The organism is Nocardioides sp. YIM B13467 (assembly GCF_042788075.1).
Lineage (GTDB): Bacteria > Actinomycetota > Actinomycetes > Propionibacteriales > Nocardioidaceae > Nocardioides.
On record NZ_JBHZPJ010000031.1, the window covers coordinates 10,706 to 27,006 of the forward strand.

Here is a 16,301-nt window from a genome sequence, read left to right on the forward strand (position 1 = left end):
ATGGGTCTCGAAGAAAAGCTGCCGAGCGGGGTTCTGCTCACGACCGTCGAGGGCTTGGCGGGCTACTTCCGCAAGGCGAGCCTGTGGCCGGCGACGTTCGGACTGGCCTGCTGTGCCATCGAGATGATGACGAGCGGCGGGCCGAAGTACGACCTCGCCCGCTACGGCATGGAGGTCTTCCGCGCGAGTCCGCGGCAGGCCGACCTGATGATCGTGGCGGGCCGGGTGAGCCAGAAGATGGCGCCGGTGCTGCGCCAGATCTACGACCAGATGCCCGAGCCGAAGTGGGTGCTCGCGATGGGCGTGTGCGCCAGCAGCGGCGGGATGTTCAACAACTACGCGATCGTCCAGGGCGTCGACCACATCGTGCCTGTCGACATGTATCTCCCCGGCTGCCCGCCGCGTCCCGAGATGCTGATCGACGCGATCCTCAAGCTCCACGACAAGATCCAGGGTGGCTCGCTGGGCGTCAATGCCGAGCGCGAGGAGGTCGCCAACGAGACCGCGGCGCTGCGCCAGCTGCCGCTGATCGACCAGACGGGACTTCTGCGGTGAGCGACCAGAACAGCGGCCAGAACAGTGGCATGTTCGGAGTGGCGGACACCGGCGACACCAGCGGCTACGGCGGTCTCACTCGCCAGCACGCGATGCCGAGCCGCACGAGCGACGTCGGGGTGCAGCCGTACGGCGGCTGGTTCAAGGAGATCGCCGACGCCCTCGCCTTCACCGAGGCGGAGGCGGTCATCCACCGCGGCGAGCTGACCTTCCATGTACGCCGCGAGCGGCTGCTCGAGGCCCTGCAGGTGCTCCGCGACGAGCTGCGCTTCGAGCTCTGCTCCGGGGTCTCCGGCGTGCACTACCTCGCTGACCAGGGCAAAGAGCTGCACGCGGTCTACCACCTGCTCTCGATGACGTACAACCGCCGGGTCCGGGTCGAGACGAGCGCCCCCGACGGGGATCCGCACGTGCCGAGCGCGGTGGCCATCTACCCGACGCTCGACTGGCACGAGCGCGAGACCTACGACATGTTCGGGATCGTCTTCGACGGCCACCCCGGACTGACCCGGATCCTGATGCCCGACGACTGGCCGGGCCACCCGCAGCGCAAGGACTACCCGCTCGGTGGGATCCCCGTGGAATACAAGGGCGCGACGATCCCGCCGCCGGACACCCGCAGGAGCTACTCATGACGACCACGGAAGACGAGGGACGTACGTTCACCGTCACCGGCCAGGACTGGGACGAGCTGACAGACGCCCTCAAGGACGTCAAGGACGAGCGGATCGTCGTCAACATGGGTCCGCAGCACCCCTCGACCCACGGGGTGCTCCGGCTGATCCTCGAGCTCGAGGGTGAGACGGTCACCGAGGCGCGTGCCGGGATCGGCTACCTCCACACGGGCATCGAGAAGAACATGGAGTTCCGCTCCTGGACGCAGGGCACCACGTTCGTCACCCGGATGGACTACCTGTCCCCGATCTTCAACGAGACGGCGTACGTCCTCGGGGTGGAGAAGCTGCTCGGCATCGGCGCCGAGGTGCCGGAGAAGGCCGACGTCATCCGGGTCCTGCTGATGGAGCTCAACCGGATCTCCTCCCACCTGGTGGCGATCGCGACCGGTGGCATGGAGCTCGGCGCCCTGACCGTGATGACGATCGGGTTCCGCGAGCGTGAGCTGTGCCTGGACCTGTTCGAGTTCATCACCGGGCTGCGGATGAACCACGCCTACATCCGGCCGGGCGGCATCGCCCAAGACGTGCCGGAAGGCACCGTCGCGCGGGTGACCGAGTTCATCGAGCTGATGAAGAAGCGCCTGGCCGAGTACGCGGCGCTGTGCAACGCCAACCCGATCTTCAAGGGCCGCCTGGAGCAGGTCGGCTACCTCGACCTGGAGGGCTGCCTCGCGCTCGGCCTGACCGGCCCGATCCTGCGCTCGACCGGCTACCCGTGGGACCTGCGCAAGACCCAGCCCTACTGCGGCTACCAGGACTACGACTTCGAGGTCATCACCTGGGACACCTGCGACTCCTACGGGCGGTTCCGGATCCGGCTGGCCGAGATGTGGGAGTCGCTGCGGATCATGGAGCAGGCTCTCAAGCGGCTGAAGGATCTCGACGGCGCCCCCGTCATGGTGGCCGACAAGAAGATCGCCTGGCCCTCGCAGCTCTCCGTCGGTCCCGACGGCCAGGGCAACTCCCTCGACCACATCCGCCACATCATGGGCGAGTCGATGGAGGCGCTGATCCATCACTTCAAGCTGGTCACCGAGGGCTTCCGGGTGCCGGCAGGCCAGGCGTACGCCGCGATCGAGTCGCCGCGCGGAGAGCTCGGCGCCCACGTGGTCAGCGACGGCGGCACCAAGCCCTACCGGGTCCACTTCCGGGACCCGTCGTTCACCAACCTTCAAGCCACGAGCGTGATGTCCGAGGGCGGCATGGTTGCCGACGTGATCGTGGCGATCGCGTCCATCGACCCGGTGATGGGAGGCGTCGACCGATGACGCTTGCTGCTGAGACCTACGACGAGCTGCGCGAGATCGCCGCCCGCTACCCCCAGGCCCGCTCCGGGCTGCTGCCGATGCTCCATCTGGTGCAGTCGGTCGAGGGTCGGGTCACGCCCGAGGGGATCCAGGCCTGCGCCGAGGTCCTGGGCCTCACCCCGGCCGAGGTGAGCGGGGTGGCGACGTTCTACACGATGTACAAGCGTCATCCCGTCGGCACCCACCACGTCGGCGTCTGCACCAACACCCTGTGCGCGGTCATGGGCGGCGACGAGATCTTCGCCTGCCTGCGCGAGAAGCTCGAGGTGGGCAACGACGAGACCACCGCCGACGGCGCGATCACGCTCGAGCACATCGAGTGCAATGCGGCCTGCGACTACGCGCCGGTGGTGATGGTCAACTGGGAGTTCTTCGACAACCAGACGCCGGAGTCGGCCTCGCAGCTGGTCGACGACCTGCGTGAGGGCCGCGAGGTCGTGGCCTCCCGCGGGGCGCGGATCACGAGCTGGCGCGAGGCCGAGCGGGTCCTCGCCGGCTTCGAGGACGGGCTCGTCGACGAGGGGCCCGCGGCCGGGCCGGCGTCGCGTGTCGGGCTGGAGCTCGCGCGCGACCGCGGCTGGGCAGCACCCGGGGATGCCCGCGGTTCCGCCGACGTACCCGAGGAGATGCCCGAGGCCGTCGAGGTGGCCGACACCCGTCGCGCCGAGTCGGAGACGATCGCCGAGGAGGCGTCCGATGACTGACACTCTGACCCCGGTGCTGACCGCCAACTGGGGCGACGAGCGGGCCTGGACGCTGCCCGCCTACGCCGAGCAGGGCGGCTACGACGCGCTCGATGTCGCGCTCGGGATGGCCCCCGAGGACGTACAGACGATGGTCAAGGACTCCGGTCTCCGCGGTCGCGGTGGCGCCGGGTTCCCGACCGGGGTGAAGTGGGGCTTCCTGCCCGCGCCTGACCCCGAGAAGCCCAAGCCGCGCTACCTGGTGGTCAACGCCGACGAGTCCGAGCCGGGCACCTGCAAGGACATCCCGCTGATGATGGCCTCGCCCCACACCCTGGTCGAGGGCGTGATCATCTCCTCCTACGCCATCCGCGCGGAGCGTGCCTTCATCTACGTACGCGGCGAGGTGCTGCACGTGATCCGGCGGCTGCAGGCGGCGGTCCGGGAGGCATACGCCGCCGGCCACCTCGGCAAGGACATCCATGGCTCCGGTTACGACCTCGAACTGGTCGTGCACGCCGGTGCCGGGGCCTACATCTGCGGTGAGGAGACCGCGCTGCTCGACTCGCTCGAGGGGCGCCGCGGTCAGCCGAGGCTGAGGCCGCCGTTCCCGGCCGTCGCCGGTCTCTACGCGAGCCCGACAGTGATCAACAACGCCGAGTCGATCGCCTCGGTCCCGGCCATCGTCAAGAACGGCGCCGACTGGTTCGCCGGCATGGGCACCGAGAAGTCGGCCGGCGTCGGCATCTTCTCGCTCTCCGGTCACGTCAAGAAGCCGGGACAGTACGAGGCACCGCTCGGCATCACGCTGCGCAAGCTGATCGAGTTGGCCGGCGGCGTACGTGATGGGCACGAGCTGAAGTTCTGGACCCCCGGTGGCTCTTCGACCCCGTTGTTCACCCAGGAGCACCTGGACGTGACGCTGGACTTCGAAGGCGTGCAGGCGGCCGGCTCGATGCTCGGCACCCGCGCACTGCAGATCTTCGACGACACCGTCTGCGTGGTGCGCGCGGTGCTGCGGTGGACGGAGTTCTACAAGCACGAGTCCTGTGGCAAGTGCACGCCGTGCCGCGAGGGCACCTGGTGGCTGGTGCAGGTGCTGGAGCGGCTGGAGAAGGGCGACGGGAAGCCCGAGGACCTCGACCTGCTGCTCGACCAGTGCGACAACATCCTCGGCCGCTCGTTCTGTGCGCTCGGTGATGGCGCGACGAGCCCGATCACTAGCTCGATCAAGTATTTCCGGGACGAATACCTGGCCCATCTGGAGCAGGGTGGCTGTCCCTTCGACGCCAAGAAGTCGACCGCATGGGCGGAGGCAGTGCAGTGACCGATGTGACGCTCAAGATCGACGGCGCCGATGTGACGGTGCCCGAGGGCACGCTGGTGATCCGGGCGGCCGAGGAGGCCGGGATCGAGATCCCGCGCTTCTGCGACCACCCGCTGCTCGCGCCCGTCGGCGCCTGCCGGCAGTGTCTGGTCGACATCCCCGACGCCGGCAACGGCCGCGGCTTCCCGAAGCCGCAGGCCTCCTGCACGATCCCGGTTGCCGAGGGCATGGTGGTGGAGACGCAGAACTCCACGGCCGTGAAGGCCCAGCACGGGATCATGGAGTTTCTCTTGGTCAACCACCCGTTGGACTGTCCGGTGTGCGACAAGGGCGGCGAGTGCCCGCTGCAGAACCAGGCGATGTCCCACGGCCAGGGGGAGACCCGCTTCGAGGGGACCAAGCGGACCTTCCCGAAGCCGATCAACCTCTCGCCCAACGTGCTGCTCGATCGTGAGCGGTGCATCGTCTGCCAGCGCTGCACCCGCTTCGCCGCCGAGATCCCGGGCGACCCGGGGATCGCGCTGATCCAGCGCGGCGCACAGCAGCAGATCGGCATCGCCGAGGACAAGCCGTTCTCGTCCTACTTCTCCGGCAACGTCATCCAGATCTGCCCGGTGGGCGCGCTGACCTCGGACGACTACCGTTTCCGGGCCCGGCCGTTCGACCTGGTCTCCACCCCGAGCGTCGCCGAGCACGATGCCTGCGGCGCCGCGATCCGCATCGACCACCGCCGCGGCAAGGTGATGCGCCGCCTCGCCGGCAACGACCCGGAGGTCAACGAGGAGTGGATCACCGACAAGGACCGCTTCGGCTTCCGCTACGCCGTCCGCGACCGGCTCACCTCGCCGATGGTCCGTGAGGACGGCGAGCTCCGGCCGGCGTCCTGGCTGGAGGCCGTCGCCGTCGCCGCCCAGGGTCTGGCCGGTGCCGGCTCGGTGGGTGTGCTGCCCGGTGGCCGTCTGACGCTGGAGGACGCGAAGGCGTACGCCGCCTTCGCCCGCGACACGCTGCGCACTCCCCACATCGACTTCCGCGCGCGCCCGCTCTCGGAGGAGGAGACCGGATTCCTGCGCTCACGCGTCGCGGGGACCAGCGTCACCTACGCCGACCTCGACGCCGCCGACCATGTCGTTCTGGCCGGCCTCGAGCCCGAGGACGAGGCCGGGACGCTCTTCCTCCGGCTGCGCAAGGCCAACAAGAGCGGTCTGCGGATCACCACCCTGAGTCCGTACGCCTCGGAGGGCTCGCGCAAGCTCGGAGCCGAGGTCGTCCTGACCGCTCCCGGCGCCGAGAAGGACGCGTTGTCCCAGGTCAGCGGGGTCACCGAGGCTTCGGTGATCCTGGTCGGGGAGCGGCTGGCGACCAGCCTCGGCGCCTACTCCGCCGCTGCCGAGCTCGCCGACCGCACCGGCGCCAGGCTCGCCTGGGTGCCGCGTCGTGCCGGCGACCGCGGTGCGGTCGAGGCAGACCTGCTGCCCGGTCAGGGCGGACTCGACGCCGAAGCCATGGTCCGCGCCGGCCTCGACGGCCTCGTGGTCGCAGGCGTCGACCCCGACGACACCGCCGACCCGGCCGCCTTCCTGGCCGCCCTCGACCAGGCCGGCTTCGTGGTCAGCCTCGAGCAGCGGGTCACCGCCGTGACCGAGCGCGCCGATGTCGTACTCCCTGTCGCCACCGCCTCCGAGAAGGCCGGCACCTTCGTCACCTGGGAAGGTCGCCGCCGCCCGTTCCCGAAGGTCTTCGACAAGCCCGCCGCCTACTCCGACGCCGAGGTCCTCGGCCACATCACCGCCGAGTTCGCACTTGTGGGCACCGAGTCCGCAGAAGTGGCGGGCGACAGTGTCGAATCGTCGCCCACAACCACCGACTCGGCCGCCACAGCTACCGATTCGGCGGGGCTTCGTCTGGCGACGTGGCACCTGATGCTCGACAACGGGACGCTGCAGCGCGGCGACAAGGCGCTGGCCGCGACCGCGCGACCGGCGTTCGTACGCATCCCTGCCGAGCTCCACGAGAAGGTCGGCGACGTCGTCACGATCACCGGCGACCGGGGGAGCTGGACGCTCCCGGCGATCGCGGCCGAGCTGGCCGACAACACCGTGTGGGTGCCGACGAACAGCTTCGGACGAGGCGTCTGGGCGGACCTTGCATCGCCGGGCTCGACGGTGACGATAGAGGGGGCGCGACAGTGAACGGGCTGGAGCAGTTCGGCCAGGACCCATGGTGGATCATCGCGATCAAGGTCCTGCTGGTCTTCGTGGTCTGCGTCGTGCTGACGCTGTTCAACATCTGGTGGGAGCGCAAGGTCGTGGCCCGGATGCAGCACCGCATCGGGCCCAACCGGCACGGACCGTTCGGTCTGCTCCAATCCCTCGCCGACGGCGTGAAGCTGGCGCTGAAGGAGGACCTGACGCCGGAGAAGGCGGACAAGATCGTCTTCATCACCGCCCCGATCCTGGCCACCGTGCCGGCGTTCGTGACGTTCTCGGTGATCCCGTTCGGTCCGGAGGTCAACTTCTTCGGTGTCCAGACGCCGCTGCAGCTGACCGACATGCCGGTCGCGGTGCTGTTCGTGATGGCGATCGCCAGCATCGGGATCTACGGGATCGTGCTGGGCGGTTGGGCATCGGGCTCGACGTACTCCCTGCTCGGCGGACTCCGAAGCAGCGCCCAGATGATCTCCTACGAGGTCTCGATGGGCCTGGCGCTCGTCACCGTCTTCCTGATGGCCGGCAGCCTGTCCACCAGCCAGATCGTCTCGGCCCAGGAGGACTGGTGGTTCGGCGCCCTGCTGCTGCCGTCCTTCCTGATCTACTGCATCTCGATGGTCGGCGAGACCAACCGCGCGCCGTTCGACCTCCCCGAGGCCGAGGGTGAGCTGGTCGGTGGTTTCCACACCGAATACTCCAGCCTGAAGTTCGCGCTCTTCTTCCTGGCCGAATACATCAACATGGCCACCGTCAGCGCGCTCGCCACGACCCTGTTCCTGGGCGGCTGGCGAGCCCCGCTCGGCCTCGGCACCGTCTGGGCCGGCGCCAACGAGGGCTACTGGCCGGTGCTGTGGTTCTTCCTGAAGATGTTCTTCTTCATCTGGGTCTTCATCTGGCTGCGCGGCACCCTGCCACGACTGCGCTACGACCAGTTCATGTCGCTGGGCTGGAAGGTCCTGCTGCCGGCGAGCCTCGCCTGGATCGTCGTCGTCGCGGTCATCAAGATGGCCGCGATCCAGGGCGGCTTCAGCCCCAACTGGATCCTCTTCGGCTTCGGTCTGGCCGTCACGGTGGTCGTAGTGCTCGGCTTCCTCAACCGGCTTCCGGAGAAGGAGGCCCAGGTCACCACGCCGACCGGCGGCTTCCCCACACCCGCCCTGCCGCTGGGTGGGGCCGTGCGAGGGGCCGCCCAGCCGCTGGTGTTCGGACCGCCGGCGGTGCCGACAACCACCAACGGCGTACGCATTCTTCCCTCTCCTGAGGAGGCCAAGTGAGCAACGACGACCGCTCGTTCAAGGAGCGTTTCTGGGACCCGGTCAGCGGGTTCGCGGTGACGTTCGGGACGCAGTTCAAGAAGCCGGTCACCGAGCAGTATCCGCAGCAGAAGGAGCCGACCGAGGAGCGATTCCACGGCCGGCACCAGCTCAACCGGCACGCCGACGGCCTGGAGAAGTGCATCGGGTGCGAGCTGTGCGCCTGGGCCTGCCCCGCCGACGCGATCTACGTCGAGGGTGCGGAGAACACCGAGGAGGAGCGCTACTCGCCCGGTGAGCGCTACGGCCGCGTCTACCAGATCAACTACCTGCGCTGCATCCTGTGCGGGCTGTGCATCGAGGCCTGCCCGACGCGGGCGCTGACGATGACCAACGAGTACGAGCTCGCCGACACCTCGCGCGAGAGCCTGATCTACGAGAAGCAGGACCTGCTCGCGCCGCTCGAGGACGGGATGGAGGCGCCTCCGCACCCGATGTTCCTCGGCAACGACGACACCTCCTACTACGCGCCGGAGCCCAAGGAGCCCATCCGATGAGCTTCGTGATCCTCGCCTCGATCATGGTGATCGCGGCGCTGGGGCTCCTGTTCGCGCGCAAGCCGGTGCACGCCGCGCTGTCGCTGGCGGTGGTGATGATCGGGCTGGCGATGGTCTACGCGATGCTGGAGGCGCCGTTCCTGTTCGCGGTGCAGATCGTGGTCTACACCGGCGCGATCCTGATGTTGTTCCTGTTCGTGATCATGCTGGTCGGCGTCGACACCTCCGACAGGCTCAAGGAGACGATCGCGGGACAGAAGGTGCTCGCAGTCGTCTTCGGGGTCGGGCTGGGCGCGACGCTGATCGCCGGCGTCGGCCAGGCGAGCATCGCCACGATGCGCGGGCTGGCCAGCGCCAACGAGGGCGGCAATGTTCAACGCCTCGCCGACCTCCTCTTCTCCCGCTACGTGATCGCCTTCGAGGCGACCAGCGCGCTGCTGATCACCGCCGCGATCGGCGCGATGGTGCTGGCCCACCGCGAGCGGATCGACCCGAAGCAGACCCAGACAGACCTGGCCCAGAAGCGGGTCGCCGACTACGCGAAGAGCGGCAAGCACCTCGGCCCGCTGCCCCCACCGGGCACCTTCGCACGGCACAACAGCAACGACACCCCGGCGCTGCTGCCGGACGGGTCGCAGAGCACGAAGTCGGTCCCGGCCATCCTCGCCGGCGGTCGCACGGACGAAGGAGAGGACGAATGACAGACAACACCACGGCGTACGTCATCCTGTCCGCCATCCTCTTCACGATCGGCACGATCGGCGTGCTGACCAGGCGAAACGCCATCGTCGTCTTCATGTGCGTCGAGCTGATGCTCAACGCGGCCAACCTGGCCCTGGTGGCGTTCAGCCGGATGCACGGCAACCTCGACGGGCAGGTGACCGCGTTCTTCGTGATGGTCGTCGCGGCCGCCGAGGTGGTCGTCGGGCTGGCGATCATCATGACCATCTTCCGCACCAGAAACACGGCTTCGGTCGACGAGCCAAGGATGCTCAAGTGGTGAATCCTGTCGAGGCCAGCGGCGTCTTCTCGCTGATCTGGCTGGTCATCGCGCTGCCCCTGGCCGGCGCTGCTCTGATCCTGATCGGCCGGCCGTTTGCTCCGGCCCTCTTCGATCGGGTCGGGCACTGGCTCGCGGTCGGGCTCGCGGGTGCATCCTTCGTGCTGTCGCTCGTCCTCTTCATCGCCGCCCTCGGTCGCGACGAGGAGAGCAGGCAGGTCGTCCAGCATCTCTACACCTGGTTCGACACCGGCGACCTGTCGGTGGGCTTCGACCTGCTCTACGACCAGCTCTCCAGCCTGTTCCTGCTGCTCATCACCGGCGTCGGCACGCTGATCCACGTCTACTCGGTCGGCTACATGGCCCACGACGAGCGGCGCACCCGGTTCTTCGGCTACCTCAACCTCTTCCTCGCGGCGATGCTGATGCTGGTGCTGGCGGAGAACTACGTCGGCCTCTTCCTCGGCTGGGAGGGCGTCGGTCTGGCGTCCTACCTGCTGATCGGCTTCTGGCAGCACAAGCCCTCGGCAGCGGCGGCCGCCAAGAAGGCGTTCGTGATGAACCGGGTCGGCGACATGGGCCTCTCGTTGGCGATCGCGCTCTGCTTCGTCACCTTCGGGTCGACGTCGTTCTCGGCGATCGACATCAGCGACACCACCACGACCACCCTCAACTGGCTCGGCATCCTGCTGCTCATCGGCGCCTGCGGTAAGTCCGCCCAGGTGCCGCTGCAGGGCTGGCTGCTCGACGCGATGGAGGGCCCCACCCCGGTCTCGGCGCTGATCCACGCGGCCACGATGGTGACCGCCGGCGTCTACCTGATCGTCAGGTCGAGCGCGATCTTCGACGCCGCCGAGGCCGCCTCGACCGCCGTCGTGGTCGTCGCCCTGGTGACGATCATCTGGGGCGCCGCGATCAGCTGCGTGAAGGACGACATCAAGAAGGTCCTGGCCGGTTCGACGATGAGCCAGATCGGCTACATGATGCTGGCCGCCGGGCTGGGCGGGCCGGGCTACGCGTTCGCGATCTTCCACCTGCTCACCCACGGCTTCTTCAAGGCCAACATGTTCCTCGGCGCCGGGTCTCTGATGCACGGCATGAACGACGACGTGAACCTCAAGCACTACGGCGCGCTGAGCCGGGCGCTCCCGGTCACGTTCCTGACGTTCTCGATGGGCTACCTGGCCATCATCGGCTTCCCCGGGTTCGCCGGCTTCTGGTCCAAGGACAAGATCCTCGAGGTCGCCTTCGCCGAGAGCTGGCTGGTCGGCATCATCGCCCTCCTGGCCGCCGGCGTGACCGCGTTCTACATGACGCGCCTGATGATGCTCGCCTTCTTCGGCCGCAAGCGGTGGCCCGAGGGCGTACATCCGCACGAGTCGCCGCGGATCATGACCGGTCCGCTCGTCGTCCTCGCCGCGCTGTCCGTCCTCGGTGGTGTCTTCGCGCTCGGCGGCTGGATCGAGCACTGGCTCGAGCCGGTGGTCGCGATCGGCCACGCCGAGCACCACGGCCCGCTCCCGGTCTGGGCGACCTCAGTGCTCGCGGTGCTGGTCGTCGCGATCGGCGTCGCGGCTGCCGGGTTCGTCTTCGGGCGCCGCCCGATCACGACCGAGCCGACTCCCTACCTGCACGTCCCGCACGTCGAGGACGTCGTGGTGCCGCCCGGGATGGCGATCACCCGCGGCGCCCTCGCGACCGACAAGTACGCCGTCGACGGCCTGATGAGCGGTGGCCCGATCGCCCTCGCGGCGATCGCCGGTGAGCTCCGCAAGGCACAGACCGGCTACGTACGTTCCTACGCCCTCTCCGTCCTCGGCGGCACTGTGCTGGTGACCCTCGCGATCCTGGTGGTCAACTGATGCTGACAATCCTCGTCCTCATCCCGTTCGCGGGCGCGCTGATCACCGCGGTGATGCCTGCTCGGCCCAAGGCGTGGGCCTTCGGCTTCGCGATCGCCACCCTGATCGCCGGCATCGTCACGATGTTCACGGCCCCTGACACCGATCTCGTTTGGATCGAGCCGCTCGGCGTCCACTGGGCGCTCGAGATGGACGGCTTCGGCAAGCTGATGGTGATGCTGACCGTCGTGCTGGTCCCGCTCGTGATGGTCGCGGCGGTCAAGGACCACGACAAGCGGTGGTACGCCTGGGCGCTGGCCCTGGAGGCCTTCGCGCTCCTCACCTTCACCGCCGGCGATCTCTTCCTCTTCTACATCGCCTTCGAGGCGACGCTGATCCCGGCGTACTTCATGATCGGCCAGCACGGCGGCCCCAACCGGGCCCGAGCCGCGCTCAAGTTCCTGATGTTCCAGCTCGGTGGCGGACTGGTGCTGCTCGGTGCGCTGATCGGCTTCTTCGTGGTCTCCTCGGAGGCCGGGTCGCCGTCGTACCTGATCAGCGACCTCGCCCAGCTCGACATCGGCACCACCGCCGAGCGCTGGATCTTCGTGGCGATGTTCATCGCGTTCGCGGTCAAGGCGCCGCTGTTCCCGGTGCACACCTGGCTGGCCGACACGACCGAGTCGGCCACCACGCCGACCTCGGTGCTCCTGGTGTGCGTCCTCGACAAGATCGGCACCTTCGGCATGATCCGGCTCTGCCTGGGCCTGGTGCCGGAGGCGTCCGCCTGGGCGACGCCCGTCGTCGTGGTGCTCGCGCTGATCTCGATCGTCTACGGCGCCGTGCTGGCGATCGGGCAGGACGACCTGCTCCGCCTGATCGGTCTGACCTCCCTGTCGCACTTCGGGCTGATCACCCTCGGCATCTTCGCGGCCACCCGTGAGGGCCTGGTCGGGGCGATCCTTTATATGGTCAACCACGGTGTCGCGACCGCGGGGATGTTCCTGATCGCCGGGTTCCTGATCGCCCGCAAGGGCACCGCCTCGATCTCGTCGATGCGGGGGATGGAGAAGGCGACGCCGGTGCTCGCCGGCACGTTCCTGATCGCCGGTCTGGCGACCGCCGGCCTGCCTGGCCTGAGCCAGTTCGTCTCCGAGATCCTGGTCCTGATCAGCGCCTTCGACTACCACTGGCTGGTCGGTGTCATCGCGGTCACCGCGATCGTGCTCGCCGCCATCTACGTGCTGTGGGCCTACCAGCGGATCTTCACCGGACCCGCTCAGCTCTCCAAGCCGGTCCCCGATCTCAACCGGCGAGAGGTCGGCGTACTCGTTCCGCTGCTGGTCGCCCTTCTCTTCTTCGGCTTCGTCCCCGGACCGCTGATCTCGGCGGCCCAACCGGTCGTGGCTCCTCTTGTTGATGTCATCCAGGCAGGTGAGTGACGCGATGTTCGAGTCCCCCGGAATTTCGTACGCCACCCTCTGGCCCGTCCTGCTGGTGCTGGCCGTGGCGTGCGCCGGTGTCGTGGTGGAGGCCTTCGCGCCGCGCGCCGCGCGGTTCAACACCCAGGTGTCGCTGGCGTTGGCGGGCCTGGTCGCCGCGCTCGCCGGGACCGTCGCCGTCGGCGCCGGGTCCAGCCTCGGCGCCTCGACCGGTGAGGGTGCCCTGATCGTCGACGGCCCGGGGGTCTTCTCCCAGGGCCTGGTGCTGCTGGTCTCGCTCGGCGGCGTCGCGCTCTTCGCCGAGCGACGTCTCGACAACGGGGTGAGCGCCTTCGCCGGTCAGGCCGCGGCCCTGCCGGGCACACCGGCCGAGCGCACCGCCTCCCAGCGAGGGCTGGAGCACACCGAGGTCTACCCGCTGATGATGTTCGCGGTCGGCGGGATGATGCTCTTCTGCATCTCCGGCGACCTGCTGATGCTCTTCGTGGCGCTCGAGGTGCTGTCCCTGCCGCTCTACCTGCTGACCGGGCTGGCACGCCGTCGCCGGCTGCTCTCCCAGGAAGCAGCGCTGAAGTACTTCCTGCTCGGCGCGTTCTCCTCCGGCATCTTCCTCTACGGTCTCGCGCTGGTCTACGGCTTCGCCGGGTCGATGTCGCTGGCCGAGATCGCCGAGGTGGCGGCCGAGGACGGCTCCAGCACGCTCCTGCTCCTCGGCATCGGCCTGATGGCCGTCGGGCTGCTCTTCAAGACCGGCGCGGTGCCCTTCCACTCCTGGATCCCCGACGTCTACCAGGGCGCCCCGACGCCGGTCACCGCGTGGATGAGCGCGGCCACCAAGATCGCCGCCTTCGCCGCGATGCTCCGGCTCTTCTATGTCGCCTTCGGCGCCGAGGGCGACATCTGGCGCCCGGCGATCGGCGTCATCGCGGTGCTGACGATGCTGCTGGGCGCCTCCTTCGCGGTGGTCCAGACCGATGTGAAGCGGATGCTCGGCTACTCCGCCGTCGCCCACACCGGCTTCCTGCTGACCGGGCTCCTAGGCGTGCAGACCGACGCCTTCGGCTCGACCCAGGCCGTGCTCTTCTACCTGACCGCCTACGGGTTCGCGACCCTCGGCGCCTTCGCGATCGTGTCCCTGGTCCGCGGGCCCAACGGCGAGGTCGGCTCGCTCGAGCGCTGGGCCGGCCTGGGTCGGTCCAACCCGTGGGTCGCGGCGACCTTCGCCGTCTTCCTGCTCTCCATGGCCGGGCTGCCGCTGACGGCCGGGTTCATCGGCAAGTGGGGCGTCTTCGCCGCCGCACTGGGCGCCGGTCAGTGGCCCGTCGTCGCGGTCGCGATCGGCTCGAGCATCATCGCGATCTTCTTCTACGTACGAGTGATGATGCTGATGTTCTTCACCGACCCGCGCGAGGACGTGGCCACGGTGGTGACCCCGTCGTACGCCACCACCGTCGTGATCGCACTGAGCGCTGTCGCCACCGTCTTGTTGGGTGTAATTCCGGGCCCTGTGCTCAGCCTGTTGGTGGATGCGGGAGGATTCATCGGGTGAGCACCAGCGCACCCACCGACCGAGCCCCTGAACTCGCCCTCCCGATCACCGATCCCGAGCTCGAGCAGCGGCTGCGCGCTCGGCTGGCGATCGTGGAGGAGAAGCTGGCGGGCTACGCCCGCAGCAGCTCCCCGTTCGTCACGGAAGCGGCCTCCCATCTGCTGGAGGCCGGCGGCAAGCGGTTCCGGCCGTTGCTGGTGCTGCTGGCCGCCGAGTACGGCCCGGACAAGCTCGCCGACGAGGTCATCACCGCCGCCTGCGTCGTCGAGCTCACCCACCAGGCCTCGCTCTACCACGACGACGTCATGGACGAGGCGCTCGTGCGCCGCGGTGAGGACACCGCCAACGCCCGCTTCGACAACCACGTAGCCATCCTGACCGGCGACTTCCTCTTCGCCCGCTCCTCGGAGCTGACCGCCCAGCTGGGCCCGGAGGCCGTACGCATCCAGGCGGCCACCTTCGCCAAGCTCGTCGAGGGTCAGATCCTCGAAGGCGTTGCGCCGCCCGAGGGTGTCGACCCGGTCGACCACCACCTCGAGGTGCTGGCCGGGAAGACCGGCGTCCTGATCGCCACCTCGGCCCTCTACGGCGCGCTCTTCGCCGGCGCCGACAAGCAGATCCAGGAGGCCCTGCTCGCCTACGGCGACATCGTCGGCGTCGCCTTCCAGCTCTCCGACGACATCCTCGACATCGCCTCCGACGAGTCCGGCAAGACGCCGGGGACCGACCTCCGTGAGGGCGTCCCGACGCTCCCGGTGCTGCTGGCCCGCCGGTCCACCGACGCCGGCGACGCGAGGCTTCTGGAGCTGCTCGACAGCGACCTCACCGACGACGCGGCTCTGGCCGAGTGCGTCGACCTCCTCCGCGCCCACCCGGCGCTGGCGGAGGCCCGCGCCTACGTCCAGTCCCGCGCCGAGGAGGCCAAGGCCGCCCTCGCGCCGCTCCCCGAGGGCCCCGTCCGCAAGGCCCTCGAGGCCTTCGCCGACATCGTCGCCGTCCGCTCCGTCTGAGCCGAGGCGCGATATTCGGTAAAGGGTATCCACGCCCTGGCAGTACCGTTGCGACGTGAATGAGCAACGGCGTGGAGTGATGTTCGGCGCCGCGGCCTACATCATGTGGGGAGCGTTCCCGCTCTACTTCCCGCTCATGGAGCCCGCCGGGGCCTGGGAGATCCTCGGACACCGGATCGTGTGGTCGCTGGTCGTGGCCGGAGCGCTGGTGCTGATCGTGGGGCGCCGCCAGCAGGTGGCCGCGATCCTGCGCGACCGGCGCAAGCTCGTGCTGCTGACTGCGGCTGCGGCGGTGATCTCGATCAACTGGGTGACGTACATCTGGGGCGTCAACAACGGCCGGATCGTGGAGACGAGTCTGGGTTACTTCACCAACCCGCTGGTCACGATGTTGATGGGCGTGATCATCCTCCGCGAGCGGATGAGGAAGCTGCAGTGGGTGGCGCTCGGGATCGCTTTCGTGGCCACCGTCGTGCTCACCGTCGACTACGGCCGGCTGCCGTGGGTCGCGCTGATCCTGGCCTTCTCCTTCGGCACCTACGGGCTACTGAAGAAGAGTGCGGGGGTCGGGCCGTTCGAGTCGCTGGCCGTCGAGACCGCCGTGACGGCGCCGTTCGCGCTGGCCCTGATCATCGCTCTCCAGGCAACCGGCAACGGCACGCTCTTCGGCCACGGTGTCCTCCACGTACTCCTCCTGATCAGCCTCGGCGTCATCACCGTCGTCCCGCTGGCCTGCTTCGGCGCGGCCGCCATCCGGGTGCCGATGGTCACGATCGGGCTGCTCCAGTACCTTGCCCCGATCCTGCAGTTCGCCGTCGGCGTCTTCATCGCCCATGAGGCGATGCCTCCCGGCCGCTGGGCCGGCTTCGCGATCGTCTGGATCGCCCTGG

15 protein-coding genes are annotated in these 16,301 nt (G+C 68.7%); all 15 read left to right on the forward strand.

The genetic code is table 11. The features are described from left to right. Positions 1-555, forward strand: coding sequence for an NADH-quinone oxidoreductase subunit B family protein (locus tag ACFX43_RS06675; RefSeq protein WP_160025681.1), 555 nt, complete (start codon positions 1-3; stop codon positions 553-555). Then, the gene (locus tag ACFX43_RS06680; RefSeq protein ID WP_378818537.1) at positions 552-1,190 is read left to right on the forward strand and encodes an NADH-quinone oxidoreductase subunit C; all 639 of its coding nucleotides are present in this window, start codon (positions 552-554) and stop codon (positions 1,188-1,190) included. Before ACFX43_RS06675 ends, ACFX43_RS06680 begins: the two co-directional genes overlap by 4 nt. Continuing rightward, entirely contained in the window at positions 1,187-2,500 is a 1,314-nt protein-coding gene (locus ACFX43_RS06685) for an NADH-quinone oxidoreductase subunit D (RefSeq protein ID WP_378818540.1), read from the forward strand. Before ACFX43_RS06680 ends, ACFX43_RS06685 begins: the two co-directional genes overlap by 4 nt. Continuing rightward, positions 2,497-3,243 (forward strand): NADH-quinone oxidoreductase subunit NuoE, encoded by a 747-nt coding sequence (nuoE, locus tag ACFX43_RS06690; protein ID WP_378818543.1) that lies wholly within the window; start codon positions 2,497-2,499, stop codon positions 3,241-3,243. Before ACFX43_RS06685 ends, nuoE begins: the two co-directional genes overlap by 4 nt. After that, positions 3,236-4,549, forward strand: coding sequence for an NADH-quinone oxidoreductase subunit NuoF (nuoF, locus tag ACFX43_RS06695; protein WP_378818545.1), 1,314 nt, complete (start codon positions 3,236-3,238; stop codon positions 4,547-4,549). Before nuoE ends, nuoF begins: the two co-directional genes overlap by 8 nt. Beyond that, a complete protein-coding gene (locus ACFX43_RS06700; protein WP_378818547.1) occupies positions 4,528-6,741 on the forward strand; it encodes an NADH-quinone oxidoreductase subunit G in 2,214 nt (737 codons plus the stop codon). Before nuoF ends, ACFX43_RS06700 begins: the two co-directional genes overlap by 22 nt. Next, entirely contained in the window at positions 6,738-8,033 is a 1,296-nt protein-coding gene (nuoH, locus tag ACFX43_RS06705; protein ID WP_378818550.1) for an NADH-quinone oxidoreductase subunit NuoH, read from the forward strand. The genes ACFX43_RS06700 and nuoH overlap by 4 nt, the downstream gene beginning before the upstream one ends. Continuing rightward, positions 8,030-8,569, forward strand: coding sequence for an NADH-quinone oxidoreductase subunit NuoI (nuoI, locus tag ACFX43_RS06710; RefSeq protein ID WP_141802439.1), 540 nt, complete (start codon positions 8,030-8,032; stop codon positions 8,567-8,569). Before nuoH ends, nuoI begins: the two co-directional genes overlap by 4 nt. Beyond that, the gene (locus ACFX43_RS06715) at positions 8,566-9,270 is read left to right on the forward strand and encodes an NADH-quinone oxidoreductase subunit J (RefSeq protein ID WP_378818553.1); all 705 of its coding nucleotides are present in this window, start codon (positions 8,566-8,568) and stop codon (positions 9,268-9,270) included. Before nuoI ends, ACFX43_RS06715 begins: the two co-directional genes overlap by 4 nt. After that, positions 9,267-9,572 (forward strand): NADH-quinone oxidoreductase subunit NuoK, encoded by a 306-nt coding sequence (gene nuoK, locus ACFX43_RS06720; protein WP_008356449.1) that lies wholly within the window; start codon positions 9,267-9,269, stop codon positions 9,570-9,572. The genes ACFX43_RS06715 and nuoK overlap by 4 nt, the downstream gene beginning before the upstream one ends. Then, the gene (gene nuoL, locus ACFX43_RS06725) at positions 9,566-11,431 is read left to right on the forward strand and encodes an NADH-quinone oxidoreductase subunit L (RefSeq protein WP_378818556.1); all 1,866 of its coding nucleotides are present in this window, start codon (positions 9,566-9,568) and stop codon (positions 11,429-11,431) included. The genes nuoK and nuoL overlap by 7 nt, the downstream gene beginning before the upstream one ends. Continuing rightward, the gene (locus ACFX43_RS06730) at positions 11,431-12,852 is read left to right on the forward strand and encodes a NuoM family protein (RefSeq protein ID WP_378818559.1); all 1,422 of its coding nucleotides are present in this window, start codon (positions 11,431-11,433) and stop codon (positions 12,850-12,852) included. Before nuoL ends, ACFX43_RS06730 begins: the two co-directional genes overlap by 1 nt. Positions 12,853-12,856: 4 nt before the next feature. Continuing rightward, the gene (gene nuoN / locus ACFX43_RS06735) at positions 12,857-14,401 is read left to right on the forward strand and encodes an NADH-quinone oxidoreductase subunit NuoN (protein WP_378818561.1); all 1,545 of its coding nucleotides are present in this window, start codon (positions 12,857-12,859) and stop codon (positions 14,399-14,401) included. Further along, positions 14,398-15,411 carry a polyprenyl synthetase family protein gene (locus ACFX43_RS06740; RefSeq protein WP_378818563.1) on the forward strand — a complete coding sequence of 338 codons (1,014 nt, stop codon included), beginning with the start codon at positions 14,398-14,400 and terminating at the stop codon, positions 15,409-15,411. The genes nuoN and ACFX43_RS06740 overlap by 4 nt, the downstream gene beginning before the upstream one ends. A 55-nt stretch (positions 15,412-15,466) precedes the next feature. Next, on the forward strand, positions 15,467-16,301 hold an 835-nt coding region (gene rarD, locus ACFX43_RS06745), incomplete at its 3' end, for an EamA family transporter RarD (protein ID WP_378818566.1).

Coding starts and splice junctions, on each gene's coding strand:
- ACFX43_RS06675 (WP_160025681.1), top strand. CDS start 1: ATGGGTCTCGAAGAAAAGCTGCCGAGCGGGGTTCTGCTCACGACCGTC.
- ACFX43_RS06685 (WP_378818540.1), top strand. CDS start 1,187: ATGACGACCACGGAAGACGAGGGACGTACGTTCACCGTCACCGGCCAG.
- nuoE (WP_378818543.1), top strand. CDS start 2,497: ATGACGCTTGCTGCTGAGACCTACGACGAGCTGCGCGAGATCGCCGCC.
- nuoF (WP_378818545.1), top strand. CDS start 3,236: ATGACTGACACTCTGACCCCGGTGCTGACCGCCAACTGGGGCGACGAG.
- ACFX43_RS06700 (WP_378818547.1), top strand. CDS start 4,528: ATGGGCGGAGGCAGTGCAGTGACCGATGTGACGCTCAAGATCGACGGC.
- ACFX43_RS06715 (WP_378818553.1), top strand. CDS start 8,566: ATGAGCTTCGTGATCCTCGCCTCGATCATGGTGATCGCGGCGCTGGGG.
- nuoK (WP_008356449.1), top strand. CDS start 9,267: ATGACAGACAACACCACGGCGTACGTCATCCTGTCCGCCATCCTCTTC.
- ACFX43_RS06730 (WP_378818559.1), top strand. CDS start 11,431: ATGCTGACAATCCTCGTCCTCATCCCGTTCGCGGGCGCGCTGATCACC.
- nuoN (WP_378818561.1), top strand. CDS start 12,857: ATGTTCGAGTCCCCCGGAATTTCGTACGCCACCCTCTGGCCCGTCCTG.